Annotated in this window: 14 protein-coding genes; 8 read left to right on the forward strand and 6 right to left on the reverse strand. The window is 71.5% G+C overall.

Features of this window, described 5'->3' with window-relative positions; translation table 11 throughout:
- Positions 1–394: hypothetical protein (locus AOK00_RS19780; protein WP_055601634.1), on the forward strand; the 394-nt coding region annotated here is incomplete at its 5' end.
- 13 nt (positions 395–407) lie between these two features.
- Here the strand turns inward: AOK00_RS19780 and AOK00_RS19785 are convergent.
- Positions 408–2,321, reverse strand: coding sequence for an MFS transporter (locus AOK00_RS19785; protein ID WP_437441428.1), 1,914 nt, complete (start codon positions 2,319–2,321; stop codon positions 408–410).
- 267 nt (positions 2,322–2,588) lie between these two features.
- On the reverse strand, positions 2,589–4,934 hold the full coding sequence (locus tag AOK00_RS19790; RefSeq protein WP_055601635.1) for a D-alanyl-D-alanine carboxypeptidase family protein: 2,346 nt from the start codon (positions 4,932–4,934) through the stop codon (positions 2,589–2,591).
- 195 nt (positions 4,935–5,129) lie between these two features.
- Between AOK00_RS19790 and AOK00_RS19795 the strand changes: the two genes are divergently transcribed.
- The 3 genes from AOK00_RS19795 (at position 5,130) to AOK00_RS19805 (ending at position 7,306) form a co-directional block, all read left to right on the forward strand.
- Positions 5,130–5,828: a GOLPH3/VPS74 family protein gene (locus tag AOK00_RS19795; protein ID WP_030315572.1), complete on the forward strand. Its 699-nt coding sequence runs from the start codon at positions 5,130–5,132 to the stop codon at positions 5,826–5,828.
- Positions 5,829–6,041: 213 nt separating this feature from the next.
- Positions 6,042–6,902, forward strand: coding sequence for a helix-turn-helix domain-containing protein (locus tag AOK00_RS19800; protein WP_055601636.1), 861 nt, complete (start codon positions 6,042–6,044; stop codon positions 6,900–6,902).
- A gap of 203 nt (positions 6,903–7,105) precedes the next feature.
- A complete protein-coding gene (locus tag AOK00_RS19805) occupies positions 7,106–7,306 on the forward strand; it encodes a DUF397 domain-containing protein (protein WP_030315574.1) in 201 nt (66 codons plus the stop codon).
- 179 nt (positions 7,307–7,485) lie between these two features.
- Here AOK00_RS19805 and AOK00_RS19810 read toward each other — a convergent pair whose 3' ends face one another.
- Entirely contained in the window at positions 7,486–8,319 is an 834-nt protein-coding gene (locus tag AOK00_RS19810; protein ID WP_055601637.1) for a hypothetical protein, read from the reverse strand.
- An 82-nt stretch (positions 8,320–8,401) separates the two neighbouring features.
- On the opposite strand from AOK00_RS19810, the gene AOK00_RS19815 reads away from it, so the two are divergent.
- Positions 8,402–9,184, forward strand: coding sequence for an SDR family oxidoreductase (locus AOK00_RS19815; RefSeq protein ID WP_055601638.1), 783 nt, complete (start codon positions 8,402–8,404; stop codon positions 9,182–9,184).
- A gap of 185 nt (positions 9,185–9,369) precedes the next feature.
- Positions 9,370–10,914 (forward strand): sodium:solute symporter family protein, encoded by a 1,545-nt coding sequence (locus tag AOK00_RS19820; RefSeq protein ID WP_055601639.1) that lies wholly within the window; start codon positions 9,370–9,372, stop codon positions 10,912–10,914.
- Here the strand turns inward: AOK00_RS19820 and AOK00_RS19825 are convergent.
- The 3 genes from AOK00_RS19825 to AOK00_RS19835 all read right to left on the reverse strand — a co-directional run bounded on the left by AOK00_RS19825 (position 10,899) and on the right by AOK00_RS19835 (position 15,814).
- A complete protein-coding gene (locus AOK00_RS19825; protein WP_055601640.1) occupies positions 10,899–12,017 on the reverse strand; it encodes an ADP-ribosylglycohydrolase family protein in 1,119 nt (372 codons plus the stop codon). The genes AOK00_RS19820 and AOK00_RS19825 overlap by 16 nt on opposite strands.
- A gap of 220 nt (positions 12,018–12,237) precedes the next feature.
- Positions 12,238–14,823, reverse strand: coding sequence for a bifunctional FO biosynthesis protein CofGH (locus AOK00_RS19830; RefSeq protein ID WP_055601641.1), 2,586 nt, complete (start codon positions 14,821–14,823; stop codon positions 12,238–12,240).
- 160 nt (positions 14,824–14,983) lie between these two features.
- Complete coding sequence (locus AOK00_RS19835; RefSeq protein ID WP_055601642.1) at positions 14,984–15,814, reverse strand: LLM class F420-dependent oxidoreductase; 831 nt, start codon at positions 15,812–15,814, stop codon at positions 14,984–14,986.
- A gap of 335 nt (positions 15,815–16,149) precedes the next feature.
- Here AOK00_RS19835 and AOK00_RS19845 point away from each other — a divergent pair, with 335 nt between their 5' ends.
- Both AOK00_RS19845 and AOK00_RS19850 read left to right on the forward strand, forming a co-directional pair.
- The gene (locus AOK00_RS19845; RefSeq protein ID WP_055601644.1) at positions 16,150–16,890 is read left to right on the forward strand and encodes a GNAT family N-acetyltransferase; all 741 of its coding nucleotides are present in this window, start codon (positions 16,150–16,152) and stop codon (positions 16,888–16,890) included.
- Positions 16,891–16,977: 87 nt separating this feature from the next.
- A complete protein-coding gene (locus AOK00_RS19850; RefSeq protein ID WP_055601645.1) occupies positions 16,978–17,445 on the forward strand; it encodes a carboxymuconolactone decarboxylase family protein in 468 nt (155 codons plus the stop codon).
- Positions 17,446–17,489: the final 44 nt, after the last annotated feature.

A 17,489-nucleotide genomic window follows, 5' to 3' on the forward strand; every position in this document is an offset into this window, starting at 1 on the left:
CGCCGGGGTCGAGGAGTTGTGGCCGCGGTTGCTGGTGAGGGTCGGGCGGTCGCTGTCCACCGGGGGCGGGGCGCGGTACGCGCGGGTCGTGGGGGCCGTTCCCCGGGGGAGTGGCGGAGGGCGGCCGCTGGGTGTGGGGTCGGAGTTTCCCGGGTTCCGGGTCGCCCGGCTCGTGCCGGGGCGCGAGCTGGCGCTCGAAGGGCGGCACCGGTTCTCCTCGTACAGCCTTGTCTTCCGGGTCGAGGAGCTGTCGGACGGGCGCTGTCGGCTGCGCGCCGAGACCCGTGCCGTCTTTCCCGGGGTGGCGGGGCGGGTCTACCGGGCGCTCGTCATCGGGAGCGGTGGGCACGCCTTCGCCATGCGGCGGATGCTGGCCGGATACCAGCACCCGTGACGCGGACTCCGGCTCAGCGGAGTTCCTCCGGGCACGGTGTGCCCCGGGACAGCTTGTACGGGGCCGCCAGGCGGTAGACGCCGGCCTTCGGGGCGACCAGTTGCGTCCACTCGTCGCCCTCGGCGTCCGCCTCCGTCTTGAAGAGGCAGCCCTCCTCGTTGGCGAAGACCTTCGGGATCTCGGTGTCCGACTCCTCGCGGGCCAGCTTCGACGCCTCCGTCTCCTGCGGGGATTCGATCTTGCCGCCGTTCTCGTCCACCAGGGCCAGCCACGGCGAGTACGGGACGCGGATGAGGACCCGGCCGGGGGTCTCGACGCGGATCACGACCTCGTTCTCCTCCGCGCTCTGCACCACCGCCGGGGGGTTCGCGAGGGGCGTCGGGTTCGCGACCTCGTACAGGCGCCAGTTCTCGTCCGACCACACCTGCTTCAGGTACGGCAGGCCCTCGTCGACCAGCTCCGCCTCCTGCGCCGCGCCCGAGTCGGGCGCGCCCGTCGGCAGCACCACGAAGTGGACGGCCCAGCGGTGGAGCCACTCCTCGTAGTTCACGGAGTTCAGCGTGTCGTCGTAGAAGAGCGGGTTGCGCTCCATGTCCGCCTGACGGTTCCAGCCCCGCGCCAGGTTGATGTACGGGCTCAGCGCCGAGGACTCGCGGTGACTCGACGCCGGTACGACCTCCACCCGTGCCTTGTGCGCGTCCCGCACCTGGAGCTGGTTGATCAGCGGCGCGAGCTCGCGCGCCCAGGAGGCGTCCGGGGCCGTACGGATCACGTCGTCGACGCCCTTGAAGCCGATCCAGAAGTTCAGGCCGGCGAAGGCCAGCACCAGCGCGTACCAGCGGCGTGAGCGCGGCGCCGTGTACGGCAGGGCCGCCAGCAGCACGACGCCCGCGAAGAGCATCGGGAGCCGCGAGATGTTCGAGCCGATCTGCGAGTCGATCAGCCAGGTGAGCAGCGTGCCGATCGTGTACACCGCCGCCGCGGTGCGGACCGTCCGCCAGTCCTTGGGGACGAGGAGGAAGGTCAGCACGCCGAACAGCAGCGGCAGCGCCGTCGAACCGAAGGCCATCGGCTGCGTGCCCGAGAAGGGGAAGAGCCAGGAGGACAGGGCCACGACCGCCACCGGGGCCAGACCCAGCGCGTACGCGCCCGGCCGCCGGCGGTTCAGGAACAGCGCCGCCGCCGCGACCCCCAGGAACAGACCCGCCACCGGACTGCACGCCGTCGCCAGACCGGCGAGCGGCGCCGCGACCGCGGCCTTCGCCCAGCGTTTGTGGCGCCAGCGGTGCGGCCAGCAGAACACCGCCGCGACCGCGCCGACCGCGAACATCATGCCGAGACCGAACGTCACCCGCCCCGACAGGGCGTTGCAGAGGAAGGCGAAGACGCCCGCGACCGAGCACGCGAGGGGATTGCGGACCGCCCGCACCCGCACCAGGATCAGCGCGGTCAGCCCCGCCGACAGCGTCCCCGCGATCATCATCGTGCTGCGCACGCCGAGCATCGACATCAGGTACGGCGACACGACGCTGTACGAGACCGGGTGCATCCCGCCGTACCAGGCCAGGTTGTACGCCGAGTCGGGGTGACGGCCGACGAACTCGGCCCAGGCGTCCTGCGCCGCCAGGTCGCCGCCGCTGTTCGCGAAGAAGAAGAACCACAGGATGTGGGTGACGGCCGCGAGGCCGGTGGCCGCCAGGACCGTGTAGCGGCGCTTCCGCCGCGGGGCCGGGGCCGGGGCGGTGGACGCCGGGGCTGGCCGCTGTGCCGGGAGCACTATTCGCGGGAGCGAATCACGAGACGGGTCGGATTCCGCGTCGGCTCCGCCGGAGGGGGGGTCGGCGCGGGAATCCGTACGGCCGTCGGGATGGTCGGAGTCAGGGGCTGAGTCCGCGCGATCGGCGCGTGTCGGCTCGGCGGTGGTCACTGCGGCCCTTTCCCGTGCTGCCCGTCTCGCTTCTCTCGCGAGTGTCACGCGTCGTACTCGTCCCCGGGAAAACGCTAACAGCTGGGCTCCCCGGAGAACCCGGGGAGCCCGGCCGAGCGGGTGGCCGCCCGGCCCCGAGCGGCCACCCGCTCGGGCCGATGGCCACCGGCTCGGGGCCACCCCGCTCGGGTCCGGGCTGCTCGGCCCACGCGGTCGGCCCCGCGGTCGGCCCACGCGCGTCAGCCCGAACGCGTCGGCCCGAACGCGTCAGCCCACGCGCGTCAGCTTCTTGTCGAAGCCGGGCTCCGCCAGGTCCGCCTGGAGGGCGACCGGGGAGCTGACCTTGCCCGCGCCCGTGCCGATCGACACCTGGCCGACGATGTCACCCGTCCTGCCGGTGTGCGGGAGGGCCTTGCCTCCGTCCGTCAGCGCCAGCTTCACCTGGAGGCCCGGCCAGCCGATCGCCTTGAGCTCCTTCGTCGCCACGACCGGCGTCCGGCCGCCGAGGCCGTCGTCGATGTAGCCGAGGACCTGGCCCTTGCGGACCACGGTCGCCGAGGTGACGTCCTTCTGGGCCTGCTGGATCAGCTTGTAGCTGTTGTCGATGGCGAGCTGGAGCTTCTCGCCGAGCTGCTCCGCGTCCTTGGCACCCATCACGATGCCGAGGATGCGACGGTTCTGGCCGTCGACGACGGTGTTCGCCGCCCAGAGCAGATTGCCGCCCGCCGGGGTCGACGAGCCGGTCTTGATGCCGCTCACACCCGGCTTGAGCAGGATGTTGTTGTTGTTCTCGATCCGGCCGGGGATGCCGTCCACCGTCACGTTCGGCATGTTCACGATCTCGCGGAACACGTCGTACTGCATGACCGCCTTCGCCAGCTTCAGCTGGTCCTGCGGGGTCGACACGGTGCTGTCGAGCAGACCCGACGGGTCGGTGTACGTGGACTGGGTCATGCCCAGGTCCTTCGCGGCGGCGTTCATCTTCGCGACGAACGCGGCCTCCGAACCGGCGTCCCAGCGGGCGAGCAGCCGGGCCACGTTGTTCGCGGAGGGGATCATGAGGAGCTCCAGGAGCTCCTTCTCCGAGTACGTCTGGCCCTTCTGGACCGCCGCCGTCGACTCGTGCTCCGCCTTGCCCTGATCGGCGGCCTTCTGGTCGATCTCGATCTCGGGGCCCTTCTGGCTCCCCTTGAGCGGGTGGTCACGGAGGATCACGTACGCCGTCATCGTCTTCGTGACGCTCGCGATCGGGGCCGGCTTCTGCGCCCCGTACGTCCCCATGGATCCGACGCCCTCGACCTCGACGGCGCCCTGTCCCTCCGTGGGGAACGGCAGCTTCAGCTCGCCGCCGTCGAAGGTGAAGGTCGGCGCGGCCGACAGCGTCAGCACGGGTGCGGGCAGCGGGCGGACCATCTGCACGATCGCAAAGACGATCAGGACGAGGAGGACCAGCGGGGTCCAGATCCGCACCCGGCGCACGGTCGTCCGCAGCGGGGTCGGCGGCGGGGGCGGCGTGTTCGTCAGCTCGGCGAGCAGATCGAGCGGGGGCAGCGGCGGGAGCGGCTGCTGCCGCGTCCGCTCCGCCTCGGCGAGCGCGGGGGCCGCCGGCGACGGCGCCTTCGGCTGTACGGGGGCGGAGGCGGCGGGCTTGGGAGCCTCGGGCGCCTTGGGGGCCGCCGCGGCCGCCTGGGCCTTCTGCTCGGCCGGGATGTCCGCCCGCAGCGGCAGGAAGGTGCTGGTGCGCTCGCTGTCGGCGCCCCCGGCACCACCGGCACCCCGGTTACCGGTCAGGGAGGACGGGAGCTTCAGCGCGGTCGTGGGCTGGTCCACGGGCAGCCGGACGGCCTTGAACATGGTCGTCGGCTGGTCGACCGGCTCGTCCTCGACGTCGTCGCCGACAGGGTCGGGATCGGAGCCGTCGGCGTCGGCGTCGGCGTCGGCAACGTCTGCGGGAGCGTCAGCCGACTCCTCGGCCGCGGACTTCCGCGCCGCGAACCAGGAGTCCGCGGAGGGCTTCTCCGTGGACTCCGTGGACTCCGTGCTCGCCTTCGCCTCGACGGGCTCCTCGTCCGTCTCGACGTCCGACTCGTCCTCGGGCTCGTCGTCCTCCGGCTCGCGCTCGGTGTCGGCCTCGGCGGACTCGTCCGACTCCGCCTCGTCCTCGTCGGACGCCTCGGACGCCGAAACGGACGCCGCGGGAGCGTCCTCCGACTCCGACTCAGCCTCCGCCTCCGGCTCCTCCGCCGTCGCCACCCATGCCGCCACCGCGGCCTTCAGGCGGTCGCTCTCGGGCTCCGCAGCCTCCTCCGGCTCCGACTCCGACCGCGCCGCCTTCTCCGCCTTCTCCGGCTGCTCCGGCTGCTCCGACTGCTCCGACTCCGGCGCGGCCGCCGGTGCGTCGTCCTCCGGGGTCCGCGGCGCCAGCGTCTTGAAGACGGCCGTCGGCTGGTCCACCTGGACCGCCGAGGCCGAGGACGACGCAACCGGAGCCGCCGACGAGGCGTCCGACTCATGGAGCACGGAAAGCCGAGGATCCCTGCCGCCGCCGCCCGAGGCCGTCGTCTCCTGAGACGACCCCTGCTGCTCCGCCTTGTCGGGGGACTCGCCCGCCACCGTGCCTCCTCCATGCGTCGTGCGTACGTACGGACCATGTACCGGTCCGTGTACCAGTGTCCTGTGTGAACCCCTTGGCCCCCGTGCTAGACGAGAACGACATACCTACTGGTTCCCGGATGAACCACCCAGGCACTCTCGACAGATGAATGTGAGAGGGGTCACCCTGTCATTCATCCACGCGGGGAGGCATGGATGGGCAGGAGCCGCAGAACCATTCCGGAGGAGCTTCTGCTGCTCGCTCTGGACCCGACCACGGGTACCACAGCGCAGCCGCAGTCGCTCGACCTCGGCCTGGCCGGTGCACAGCTAGTGGAGCTGGCGCTGGCAGGCCGGATAGCCCCTGACGGGGATCGTATCGCCGTGGTGATGCCACGGCCGACCGGAGATCCGACCTTGGACTCCGCACTGGAGCTGCTGCGCAGGCGTGGCAGTCCGGTTCGGGCCGTCCACTGGATCGGCGGACCCCGACTGGGGCTCCGCCAGACGTATCTCTCGCATCTGGAGCGATGCGGCATGGTGCATGCCGTGGAGGGCCAGATGTGCGGGGTGTTGCCGACGACTCGCTACCAAGCGACGGACACGGCGATCAGTCGGGAGATCCGTTCCCGGCTGGACAGTGCGATCCGCACCGGCGTACCGCCGGACCCGCGGACCGCGGCGCTTGCCGCGCTGGCCCACGCGGTCGGTCTCGGGAAGCACCTCTACCCCGGTAACGAAGGACGTTCGTCGCGGTCCCGGCTGCGCGATCTGATCCGGCACGACCCGATGGGCGGACTCGTGGCGCACGCCGTGATGGACGTCCAGAACGGCGCGGCGGCACAGCCGCGTCGGAGCGCCGCGGGTGTCCCGGCGCAGCCTCGCGGCAGCATGGCCCGCGCGGCGGCGCACTAGGCACCACGCACAGCACAGAACCAACCCGGGAGCCGCACAGGTGTGCGGGGCGGTCTGGACGGCCGCCCCGCACACGCGCGTTCCAGGGCGTGACCGGCGTTCAGCCGTGCATACGTTGTGGTCATTTTCCAGCGCACACCTGGCTTTTGGTGGCAGTCTGCCAAGCGGTAGATACCCACAGCTACGCAGCAGACAGCCGGAGGTGCAGTTTCCGTGGCGTCCAACGTCAATCCCACCGTCAGGCGACGCCGATTGGGCCAGGAGCTGCGCAAGCTCCGGGAAGCGAAGAACATGACGGCGGAGCAGGTCGCCGAGCGTCTTCTCGTCTCCCAGTCCAAGATCAGCCGGCTGGAGAACGGCCGCCGTTCCATCAGTCAGCGCGATGTGCGCGACCTGTGCGGCGTGTACGAGGTCGAGGACGAGCGCATGGTCGACTCGCTCATGCAGATGGCCAAGGACTCGCGCCAGCAGGGCTGGTGGCATGCCTTCGGCGACATTCCGTACAGCGTCTACATCGGTCTGGAGACCGACGCGGAGAGCCTGCGGATGTACGAGCCGCAGATCATCCCCGGGCTGCTCCAGACGCACGCGCACGCGGAGGCGGTCATCACCGGCGCGCTGCCGGAGTCGACGCCCGCGGACATCGAGAAGCGGGTCACGGTCCGCACCCGCCGCCAGGAGCGCATCCGGGACGAGGAACGTCCGCTGCGGCTGTGGGCGGTCATCGACGAGGGCGCGCTGCACCGGATCGTCGGCAGCAGGCAGCTGATGGTGGAACAGCTGGAGCACCTCATCGAGCAGTCGCACCTGCCGCACGTCACCGTGCAGGTGATCCCGTTCGAGATGGGCGCGCACCCCGGGATCAGCGGGCAGTACTCGATCCTGGAGTTCCCGGACACGTCCGACTCCAGCGTCGTCTACATCGAGGGCGTGACGAGCGATCTGTACCTGGAGAAGGCGCAGGACGTGGGCAAGTACAGCGTCATGTACGAGCACCTCAGGGCGCAGGCCCTGAACGTCGAGCACACCCGCGACTTCATCTCGGAGATGGTGAAGAAGCACGCCAGGGGCTGAGCCGGAGAACGCCCTCGCCCAGGCCGAAAGGCAGCGGGGCAGGCACGGTACACCGCGTACTCGCTCCCACGGAAGCCCAGTTGGAATATGCCACTCGGACGTGTGAACGCCGGTCCCGCCGGGCGGGACCGGCGAGTAGCGTCGATCACGCCGGCAAGAACGTTGGCGCGACACATCCACTGGCAGAACCGGAGCTGAGCAGCATGGCGATTATTCAGGGTGGCACGGACACCTGGACGAAGTCCTCGTACTCCGGAGGGAACGGGGCCTGCGTCGAAGTGAAGTCCCCCCTCGTGACCGCGATCGCGGTGCGCGACTCCAAGGCCCCCGAGGGTCCCTCCCTCTCTTTCGGACCGGGATCGTGGAACGCCTTCGTCGGCGAGGTGAGCGACGGAGCCCTCTGAGCCCCGTCGCTCAGGCCGTCAGCGCAAGCACCACCCGCAGCACACGCACCACATGCACTACATGCACTACATGCACCACCCGCAGTACATGCACCAACCGCACCACCAGCAGTACGAAAGAGCCCTCTCGACCGGTCCGCCGTCCTGGCCGAGGGGGCTCGGCCTTGCCCCCGGATCGGTCAGCGCAGTTGATCCACGTACAGGTCCGTCCCCGGCACCGTCGGGATGAAGGGCGCCACCAGCTCCACCCGGCCCGCGTCCGCCCCCAGCGACTCCAGTTCCCCGAAGTGCTCCGTCCAGCACTCCCTCGGGTCCCGTTCCAGGAACCACAGCAGGGTCAGCCGGGTGTCGACGCCCTCGACCTGCTTCACGTACGTCATGCGGTCGCCGGGCAGCGGGGTCGGGCGGAAGATCGTGACCATCGCCGCCGGTGAGCCGGTGAGCCGGCGGGGCAGTTCCCTGGTCCGCAGTCGTTCGAGGAGGGCCGCGCGCTCCTCGGGGCCCTCCGTGTCGACGACCTGGAGGATCAGCCCCGCGTAGGGGTGGTCGAGGGCGTGGAAGTCGCGCGGGCCGGCCGCCCCGTCGCGGTAGACGGTCGCCTCGTGGTCCTGGAACGCGGTGAAGACATGGGTCCGTTCCTGGTGGACGCGGGCGTCGCGGTTGAGACGCCTGTTGATGCCGACGGTCCACTTCATGTGGTCGTCGTAGCGGCCCTCGGTGATCCAGTACGTGGAGAGGTAGCAGCCCGCGGTGACGGGCCGGGCGACGGCGGACTTCTCCGGGGTGCGCAGTTCCTGCAGTTCGCGGGTGGCGACCCAGCGGCGGCCCGCGTACATCCAGGGCATGGCCATGGCACCGGCGTAGTAGTGGTCGTCCTCGTACCAGCGGTTGTACGCGTACTCGTGGCCCGGATGCGGCTCGACCATGGTGATCAGCGCGTGGCCGGGCCGCACCCCGTACGGGCCGACGGACGCCAGCTCCGCGTACGTCTCGCTGCGGGTCTCCTCGCTCATCCTCGTTCCCCTTCCCTTGTCGGCGACTCGGCCCTACTCTGACGGACCGTCAGATCGATGAACAGGCCCAGGGAGGACCCGGATGCTGCTCCAGGGGAAGACGGTCGTCGTGTCGGGTGTCGGCGCCGGACTCGGTCATCGCATCGCCGAGACGGTCGTACGGGACGGGGGCAACGCGGTCCTCGGTGCCCGCACCGAGGCCAACCTGGCCAAGTCCGCCGCGGAGATCGACCCGGAGGGGCGCCGTACGGCCTACCGGGTCACCGACATCACCGACGAGGCGCAGTGCGACGCCCTCGCCGCCCTCGCGACCGAGCGCTTCGGCGGGATCGACGCCGTGGTCCACGTCGCCGCCTGGGACTCCTACTTCGGCGGCCTGGAGGACGCCGACTTCGCGACCTGGCAGGGGGTTCTCGACGTCAACCTGCTCGGCACGCTCCGGATGACCCGTGCCTGCCTGCCGGCGCTCAAGACGCGCGGGGGTTCGGTGGTCCTGATCGGCACGCAGTCGGCGGTGGCCGCGCCCACGCAGGTGCGGCAGGCGGCGTACGCGGCCTCGAAGGGGGCGCTGACCTCGGCGATGTACTCGCTCGCGCACGAGCTCGGGCCGCACCGCATCCGGGTCAACACCGTGCTGCCCGGCTGGATGTGGGGTCCGCCGGTGCAGGCCTTCGTCCAGTTCACCGCGCACACCGAGAAGGTCCCGGAGGCGGAGGTGCTCGCCCGGCTCACCGAGCGGACGGCCCTTCCGGAACTCGCGACGGACGGGGACGTGGCGGAGGCCGCGGCCTTCCTCGCCTCGGACCGGGCGCGCGCGATCACGGGTCAGTCCCTCCTGGTCAACGCCGGGGAGCTGATGCGCTGATACCCGCAGGAACCTTCTGATTCCCCGCCGATCCCACTCGGGGAAAGTTCATGGACGTGAACAAGGGTCAGTAAACAGAACGATTTTACTGTCCCTTGACCCTCCATTGCATTGTCCCTGCCTTGTAACTCGCCACACCATGAACGGCGTTCACAAGGCGGACCAGAACCCCTGGAGGGGGCTCCATGAACAGTCTCGACTGGGCCGTGCTCATCGGCTACTTCGGCGTGATGGTCGCGATCGGCGTCTGGTCCCACAAGCGGGTGGACACCGTCTCCGACTTCTTCACGGCCGGCGGCCGGATGCCCTGGTGGCTCTCCGGCATCTCCCACCACATGTCGGGCTACAGCGCGGTGATGTTCACCGGGTACGCGGGCATCGCCTTCACCTACGGCGTCACGTCCTACGTCACCTGGTCCTTCCCCATCGCGATCGGCATCGCCATCGGCGCGAACCTCTTCGCGCCCCGGCTCAACCGGCTGCGCTCCCGCCTCAAGGTGGCCTCCCCGCTCGAATACCTCAAGGACCGCTACAACCTCCCCACCCAGCAGGCCCTCGCCTGGTCCGGAGTGCTGCTGAAGATCGTCGACGTCGGCGCCAAGTGGGCCGCCATCGCCACCCTGCTCTCCGTCTTCACCGGCATCTCCCTCAACCAGGGCATCCTCATCACCGGCGTCGTCACCGGCATCTACTGCACCGTCGGCGGACTCTGGGCCGACGCCCTCACCGAACTCGGCCAGTTCGTCATCCAGCTCCTCGCCGGCGTCGCCATGCTCGTCGCCGTCCTCGGCGAGCTCGGCGGCTTCAGCGCGCTGTGGACCGTGTGGGACCGGCCCGAACTCCAGGGGCACACCGCGCCGACGGCCGGCCCGTACACGCTGACCTTCCTCCTCGCGTACCTCTTCATCAAGACCTTCGAGTACAGCGGCGGCATGTGGAACCAGGCCCAGCGCTACATGGCCACCCCCAACGCCCGCGAGGCCACCCGCTCCGGCCGGCTCTCCGCGCTGCTCTGGTTCGTCTGGCCGCTGGTCCTCTTCTTCCCCATGTGGGTCGCGCCGCTGCTCGTCGACCCGAAGAAGCCCGACGCCTCCGACTCGTACGCCCTGATGACCGAGCAGCTGCTGCCGCACGGCCTCCTCGGCCTCGTCGTCGTCGGCTTCTTCTCGCACACCATGGCCATGTGCTCCTCCGACGCCAACGCCATCGCCGCCGTCTTCACCCGTGACATCGCCCCCGCCGTCAGCAAGGCCGCCCGGGGCTGGAGCCAGAAGGCCGGGCTGCTCGCCGCGCGCTGGTCGACGATCGCCTTCCTCGCGCTGTCGATGGCCATCGCGACGCAGGTCAACTCCCCCACCTTCAAGGACATCATCACCGTCGTCATCAAGTGGGTCGCAGGGCTCATGGGACCGATCGCGATCCCCTTCATGCTCGGCCTGCTCCGCACCTTCCGGAAGTCCGGCCCGACCGCGGCGCTCGTCTCCTGGGCCGCCGGACTCTTCGTCTTCTGGCTCACCAACTACGGCCTCGACGGCATCGAGCTGCAGATCCAGATCGTCTCGCCGCTCGCCACGTCCCTCGTCCTGTACGTGCTCATCGGCCTCGTCCGGCCCGAGGACACCCCGGAGCGGGACGCGCTGCTCGCCCGGATCGGCTCGGACCCGGACGACGAGGGCGGCGCCGCGATCCCCGCACAGGGCGGCGAGCGCGCCGATCAGCCCCTCGGGTAGCGCGCCAGCCAGCCCGGCGACGACTCCGTCGGGCTGTGCAGGGCGGCCCCCTGCGTCATCTCCATCGAGAAGTCGTCCGCGAGCTCCAGGACCGTCGCACGGCCCTCCAGTTCGGCCAGCCAGGCCGGCGGGAGGGCCGTTTCGCCGTGCAGGGCGCCGAGCAGCGCGCCCGTGAGCGCACCGGTCACCGCCGACGGCCCGTCGTGGTTCACCGCGAGCCGCAGCCCGTGCCGTACGTCCTCGCCGACCAGCGCGCAGTACACGGCCGCCGCCAGCTGGCCCTCCGCCAGGTCCTCGGTCGCCCCGAGGGCGGCCACCCGCTCCGGATCCGGAACCCCTTCCCGTACGGCTCCGAGGGCGCGGCCCAGCGCCTCGGTGACCGGCTCGTGGCCGGGGCGCGCCGCCAGCTGCCCGAGGGCCCGGTCGACGGCCGCCTCCACCGAGCCGCCGCGCGCGAGACCGTGGACGACGACCGCGAAGCCGCCGGCGGCGAGGCCGGCGGCCGGGGAGCCGTGGGTCTGGGCGGCGCACTCCACGGCGAGCTGGCAGACGAGCTGCGGCTCCCAGCCGACGAGCAGCCCGAAGGGGGCGGAGCGGACGAGCGCGCCGGAGTCGACGGCTTGCGGGTTCTTGGGCTTGTCGAGGGTGCCGAGGATCTCGTCGCCGAGACCGGTGAGGCAGGCGCGGGACGGGTTGCGGCGGGCGTAGAGCCACTCCTCGCGGGCGAGCCAGCCGTTGTCCTTGCGGCGCTCGTCGGGGCCCCAGTCGCGCTGGGTGGCGGCCCAGCGCAGATGCGCCCGGTGGACGTCGGTGGGCGGGTGCCAGGCGCCGGTGTCGCGGCGGACCTGGGCGCGGATCAGGCCGTCGACGGTGAAGAGTCCCATCTGGGTGGCGGCGGTGACGGCGCCGCGGCGGCCGAACGCGGGCGCGGGCTCGCCGAGTCCGTCAGGTCCGTGGGCGGCCCTGATCTCGGCGAGGCTGAGCCCCTCGACGCCCGCGCCCAGGGCGTCGCCGAGGGCTCCGCCGAGCAGACAGCCCCGTACGCGGGCGCGGAAGTCCTGCTGTTCGGCGCGGCCCCACACGGCCGCGGCTGTCGTGGCCACGACGTGCCCTCCCCCCGTAGACCGGTCTGCGCAGCACTGTAATGGACCGGGTACGTCCGTTCGGGGGCCGGAACGTTATGTGATCTGAAGCCCTTCGGTCCACTTTTGACTACGAACGGCTCCTTCCGCGGCTGTCCGCGGAAGGGCCTCGGCATCGACGAGCGGGAGCTCGGGGAACTGGAGCTCGGGGCGCTGAAGAAGGACCTGCCGGCCGGCCCCGCTACTCCCGCGGAAGGACCGGCAGCAGTTCCGGGAGGTGCCCGTCGGAGGCGCGGGCCGTGCGCTGTCGTTCCTCCGGCACGTCGCCGTAGAGGGTGGTGCGGGGCTTCGCGGGGCGGCCTGCCGCCTCGGCGATGGCTTCGAGGTCGCGGATGGACCGGTAGGAGCCGTAACTGGAGCCGGCCATGCGGGAGATGGTCTCCTCCATCAGGGTGCCGCCGAGGTCGTTGGCGCCGGAACGGAGCATCTCGGCGGCGCCTTCGGTGCCGAGTTTGACCCAGCTGGTCTGGATGTTGGGGATGTGGGGGTGGAGAAGGAGGCGGGCCATGGCGATGACGGCGCGGTTGTCGCGGGCGGTGGGGCCGGGGCGGGCGATGCCGGCGAGGTAGACGGGTGCGTTGGTGTGGATGAAGGGCAGGGTGACGAACTCGGTGAAGCCTCCGGTCTCCTGCTGGATGCGGGAGAGGGTGCGGAAGTGGCCGAGCCAGTGCCGGGGCTGGTCCACGTGCCCGTACATCATCGTGGAGGAGGAACGGATGCCCAGTTCGTGGGCGGTGGTGATGACCTCGATCCAGGTGGCGGTGGGGAGTTTGCCCTTGGTGAGGACCCAGCGGACTTCGTCGTCGAGGATCTCGGCGGCGGTGCCGGGGATGGAGTCGAGCCCGGCCTCCTTGGCGGCGGTGAGCCATTCGCGGATGGACAGGCCCGTGCGGGTGGCGCCGTTGACGACTTCCATGGGCGAGAAGGCGTGGACGTGCATGCCGGGGACACGCTTCTTCACGGCGGCGGCGATGTCGAAGTAGGCGGTGCCGGGCAGGTCGGGGTGGATGCCGCCCTGCATGCAGACCTCGACGGCGCCGACGTCCCAGGCCTGTTCGGCGCGGTCGGCGACCTGGTCGAGGGAGAGGGTGTAGGCGTCGGCGTCGGTACGGCGCTGGGCGAAGGCGCAGAAACGGCAGCCGGTGTAGCAGACGTTGGTGAAGTTGATGTTCCTGGTGACGATGTACGTCACGTCCTCGCCCGACACCGACCTGCGGACGTCGTCGGCGATGCGGGTGAGGGCGTCGAGGGCCGGCCCGTCGGCGTGGAGGAGGGCGAGGGCCTGGGTGTCGGTGAGCTTCGTGGGGTCGTCGGCGGCGACGGCGAGGGCCTCGCGGACGTCGGAGTCGACGCGTTCGGGAACCATGCCCGGGGCGGCGGCCTCGCGCAGGGCGTCCCAGTCGCCGTAGACGTCGTCGAAGTCCTCGCGCCGGTCGTGGGTGCGGCCGGTGGTGTCGATGGTGGCGTGCAGGTCGGTGCGGCCGCTTGCGGTGAACGCCTCGTCGGGCTCCTGCCACGGCAGGCCGCGTACCGGAGCGTCGGGGTCGGCCAGGCCGGTGGCGGGGTCGGCGAGGGCGCGGACGTGCGGGAGGAGGCGCGGATCGAGCCAGGGCTCCCCGCGGGTGACGAACTCCGGATACACGCAGAGCCGTTCGCGCAGCTCGAACCCGGCCGCCCGGGACTTCGCGGCCAGCTCCTCGATCCGCGGCCAGGGCCGCTCCGGGTTGACGTGGTCGATGGTGAGGGGGGAGACGCCGCCCCAGTCGTCGATGCCGGCGGCGATCAGACGCTCGTACTCGGAGTCGACGAGGTTGGGCGGGGCCTGGAGGCAGGCGGAGGGGCCCATGATGTGCCGGGCGACGGCGACGGTCGCGACGAGGTCGTCGAGCTCGGCGTCCGGCATCCCGCGCATGGCCGTGTCCGGCTTGGCACGGAAGTTCTGGATGATCAGCTCCTGGATGGAGTGATACGCCCGCGAGACCCGCCGCAGCGCGAAGAGCGACTCCGCCCGCTCCTCCAGCGTCTCCCCGATACCGAGGAGCAGTCCGGAGGTGAAGGGGACGGAGGACCGTCCGGCGTCCTCAAGGACGCGGAGCCGGACGGCGGGCTCCTTGTCCGGGGAGCCGTAGTGGGGGCCGCCGGGCTCCGACCACAGCCGGGTCGCGGTCGTCTCCAGCATCATCCCCATCGACGGGGCGACGGGCTTGAGCCGCTGGAAGTCGGTCCACGACATCACCCCGGGATTGAGATGCGGCAGCAGCCCGGTCTCCTCCAGGATCCGGATCGCCATGGCCCGCACGTACGCGATGGTGTCGTCGTAACCGTGGGCGTCGAGCCACTCACGGGCCTCGGGCCAGCGGTCCTCGGGCTTGTCCCCGAGCGTGATCAGAGCTTCCTTGCAGCCCAGTTCCGCGCCGCGGCGGGCGATGTCGAGGACCTCGTCCGGCGACATGAACATCCCGTGTCCGTCCCGGCGGAGCTTGCCGGGCACGGTCACGAACGTGCAGTAGTGGCACTTGTCCCGGCACAGCCGGGTCAACGGTATGAACACGCTCTTCGAGTACGTGATGATCCCGGGCCGCCCGGCCGCCTCAAGCCCGGCGTCCCGCACCCGCCCGGCGGACGCGACCAGATCCGCCAGATCCTCCCCCCGCGCCCGCAACAGCACGGCCGCCTCACCGGCATCGAGCGCGACCCCGTCCCTGGCCCGCTTCAGGGCACGGCGCATGGCGTTCGCGGTGGGGCGAGCTTCCTGGTCATCCGTCATGAACCGAGCATACGAGCGGGCACGCCGGGGCGGCTTCGGGTCCCCGCAGGAAGCGGCGGATCCGGCCACGCGTCCGGTCGGTGTCCGGCGGTCGCGGCGGTCGCGGCGGTCGCGGCGGTCGCGGCGGTCGCGGCGGTCGCGGCGGTCGCGGCGGTCGATCTCAGAGGTACTCGGCGTACGCGTCCAGGACGCGCAGGACCTCCGGTTCGGTCGCCGGGGGGAGCTGGAGGACGACCTCCTCGCAGCCCAGTTCCGCGTAGTGCGCGAGCTTGCCCGGGGTCGGGAGGACCGCGTACGGGACGATCTCCAGGGCCTTCGGGTCCCGGCCCGCCTTTTCCCACGCCTCCTTCAGGACCGGGAGCGACTCCGTCAGGCCGCGGCCGCCGATCGGCATCCAGCCGTCCGCCTGGGCGGCGATCATGGCGAAGAGCTTCGGGCCCGCCGCGCCGCCCAGGAGGATGCGGGGCGCGCCTCCCGCGGGCTTCGGCCAGGCCTCCGAGGCGCGGACCGAATGCCCGAACTCTCCCTCGTACGCGGTGGGTTCGGGGGCCCAGAGCGCTCGCATCAGGTTCAGGCGGTCGCGGCCGAGCTCCCGGCGGGTGCGCCAGTCCACGCCGTGGTCGGCCGCCTCCTCGCGGTTCCAGCCGAAGCCGACGCCGAGGGTGAAGCGGCCGCCGGAGACGTGGTCGAGGGTCGCGATCTGCTTCGCGAGGGCGATCGGGTCGTGCTCGGTGATCAGCGTGATGCCGGTGCCGAGCGCCAGCCGCTCGGTGACCGCCGCGGCCTGGCCGAGGGCCACGAAGGGGTCGAGGGTGCGGCCGTACTCGCGGGGCAGCTCGCCGCCCGCCGGGTAGTCCGTGTCCCGTGCGACGGGGATGTGGGTGTGCTCGGGGAGGTAGAGCCCGCCGAACCCGCGCTGTTCGAGCTCGCGCGCGAGCCGCACGGGGCTGATGGTCTCGTCGGTCAGGAAGATCGTGGTCGAGATCCGCATAGCGGCACGGTAGGGCGTACGGCCTGGATTTCCGAGGGGTGCGACACGAGTGCGTTCCGCGTGGGCCGGGCGTTCACGGGTACGTACCAGGGCGCCTCCATGAGCGAACCGAGCAGACGTGCACTCCTCGCGAGAGGCATCACGACAGGCATCGCTTCGGCCCTGACACTGGGCGGTGTGCGCTTCGCCCACGCCGAGGACGGCGAACGGGCGGAGACCGTGACCGGGACCCTGCCGCCCGGCTCCCCCGACTACGTGTACCTCACGGGGGTGGGGGGTGCCGGCCCCCGGGAAATACACGGGCGGGTTCCTGCGGCGGGGCCTAGCGTGACCCCGTGCTGAAACGAATCGAGACCTACTACGACGCCGTCCCCCGTTCCGCCGCCCGGGCCGAGGCGTTCGGGCCGCTGACCCTGTTCGTACGGGAGGGGGCGGGCTGGCCGTACTACGCGCGGCCAGCGCTCGGGTACGACGGGGAGGTGACGGTCGCCGACGTGGACCGGGTCCGGGCGCGGCAGCGGGAGCTGGGGGCGCCCGAGGCGTTCGAGTGGGTGGCGGAGACGACGCCGGGGCTGCGGGCGGCCGTGGAGGCGAGCGGGCTCACCGTTCACGAGCATCCGCTGATGGCCCTGGAGGGTGACGGGCTCCCGGTGGCCGAACCCGAGGACGTCACCGTACGGATGGTCGGCGCGCGGGATCCGTTCCTGGCGAGTGCGGTCGCCGCCCCGTACGCGGCCTTCGGCGCCGAGCCGGCACCGGACGCCGTCGCGCGGGTCGCCGAGCGGATCGCGGCGGGTCTCACCCATGTGTCGGCCGCCCTGGACGACACCGGCACCGCGCTCTCGGCGGGGCAGCACCAGCCCGTCGGGGACGTCTCCGAGGTCGTGGGCGTCGGCACCGTCCCGGCGGCCCGGCGGCGGGGCCTCGGGCTGGCGGTGACGGCGGCTCTGGTGGCCGACGCCCGGTCCCGCGGTGTGGAGCTGGTGTTCCTTTCGGCTTCGGACGCGGACGTGGCCCGGCTGTACGGGCGCCTCGGTTTCCGCACCGTCGCCACCGCCCTCATCGCCGAGGCGTAGAGCGGCTGTCACATTTTCCGCGTCCGCTCCGTCAGTGCGGTGAGGCAGCCGGAACGGCACACCGAGAGACGCTGAGGAGCGATCACCATGGCGCACGCGACCACCCCCCGGATGACCAACCCCGCCTACGTGCTTCCCGGAGCCGGCGCGGCGATCCAGGAACTGCTGAAGGCGACCCGCGAGGGCGGCGTTCCGGAGTCGACCCTGGAGCTGGTGCACCTGCGGGCCAGCCAGATCAACAGCTGCGGCTTCTGCGTCGACTACGGCGCGAAGAGCGCCCGGAAGAACGGGGTGAGCGACGAGAAGCTGTTCGCCGTCGCCGCGTGGCGCGAGGCCCCGTACTTCTCCGACGAGGAGCGCGCGGCCCTCGCCCTGGCCGAGGCGGCGACCCGGCTCGCCGACACCTCGGACGCCGTGCCGGACGACGTCTGGGACGCGGCCGCCGACCACTACGACGAGAAGCAGCTCGCCGCGATCGTCCTGATGGTCGCGGTCACCAACCTGTTCAACCGGATCAACGTCACCGTCCGCCAGCCGGCCGGAGTCGGCCTCTGACGGGGCCGCTCAGGCGGGAGGGCCCGGTCGGGCGGGCGCGGCCG

Origin of the sequence: Streptomyces aureus (assembly GCF_001418135.1) — a bacterium.
GTDB lineage: Bacteria > Actinomycetota > Actinomycetes > Streptomycetales > Streptomycetaceae > Streptomyces > Streptomyces aureus_A.

Excerpts from the sequence above, each read along its gene's own strand:
- AOK00_RS19795 (WP_030315572.1), top strand. The coding sequence starts at position 5,130 with ATGGGCAGGAGCCGCAGAACCATTCCGGAGGAGCTTCTGCTGCTCGCT.
- AOK00_RS19805 (WP_030315574.1), top strand. The coding sequence starts at position 7,106 with ATGGCGATTATTCAGGGTGGCACGGACACCTGGACGAAGTCCTCGTAC.
- AOK00_RS19810 (WP_055601637.1), bottom strand. The coding sequence starts at position 8,319 with ATGAGCGAGGAGACCCGCAGCGAGACGTACGCGGAGCTGGCGTCCGTC.
- AOK00_RS19815 (WP_055601638.1), top strand. The coding sequence starts at position 8,402 with ATGCTGCTCCAGGGGAAGACGGTCGTCGTGTCGGGTGTCGGCGCCGGA.
- AOK00_RS19820 (WP_055601639.1), top strand. The coding sequence starts at position 9,370 with ATGAACAGTCTCGACTGGGCCGTGCTCATCGGCTACTTCGGCGTGATG.
- AOK00_RS19830 (WP_055601641.1), bottom strand. The coding sequence starts at position 14,823 with ATGACGGATGACCAGGAAGCTCGCCCCACCGCGAACGCCATGCGCCGT.
- AOK00_RS19835 (WP_055601642.1), bottom strand. The coding sequence starts at position 15,814 with ATGCGGATCTCGACCACGATCTTCCTGACCGACGAGACCATCAGCCCC.
- AOK00_RS19850 (WP_055601645.1), top strand. The coding sequence starts at position 16,978 with ATGGCGCACGCGACCACCCCCCGGATGACCAACCCCGCCTACGTGCTT.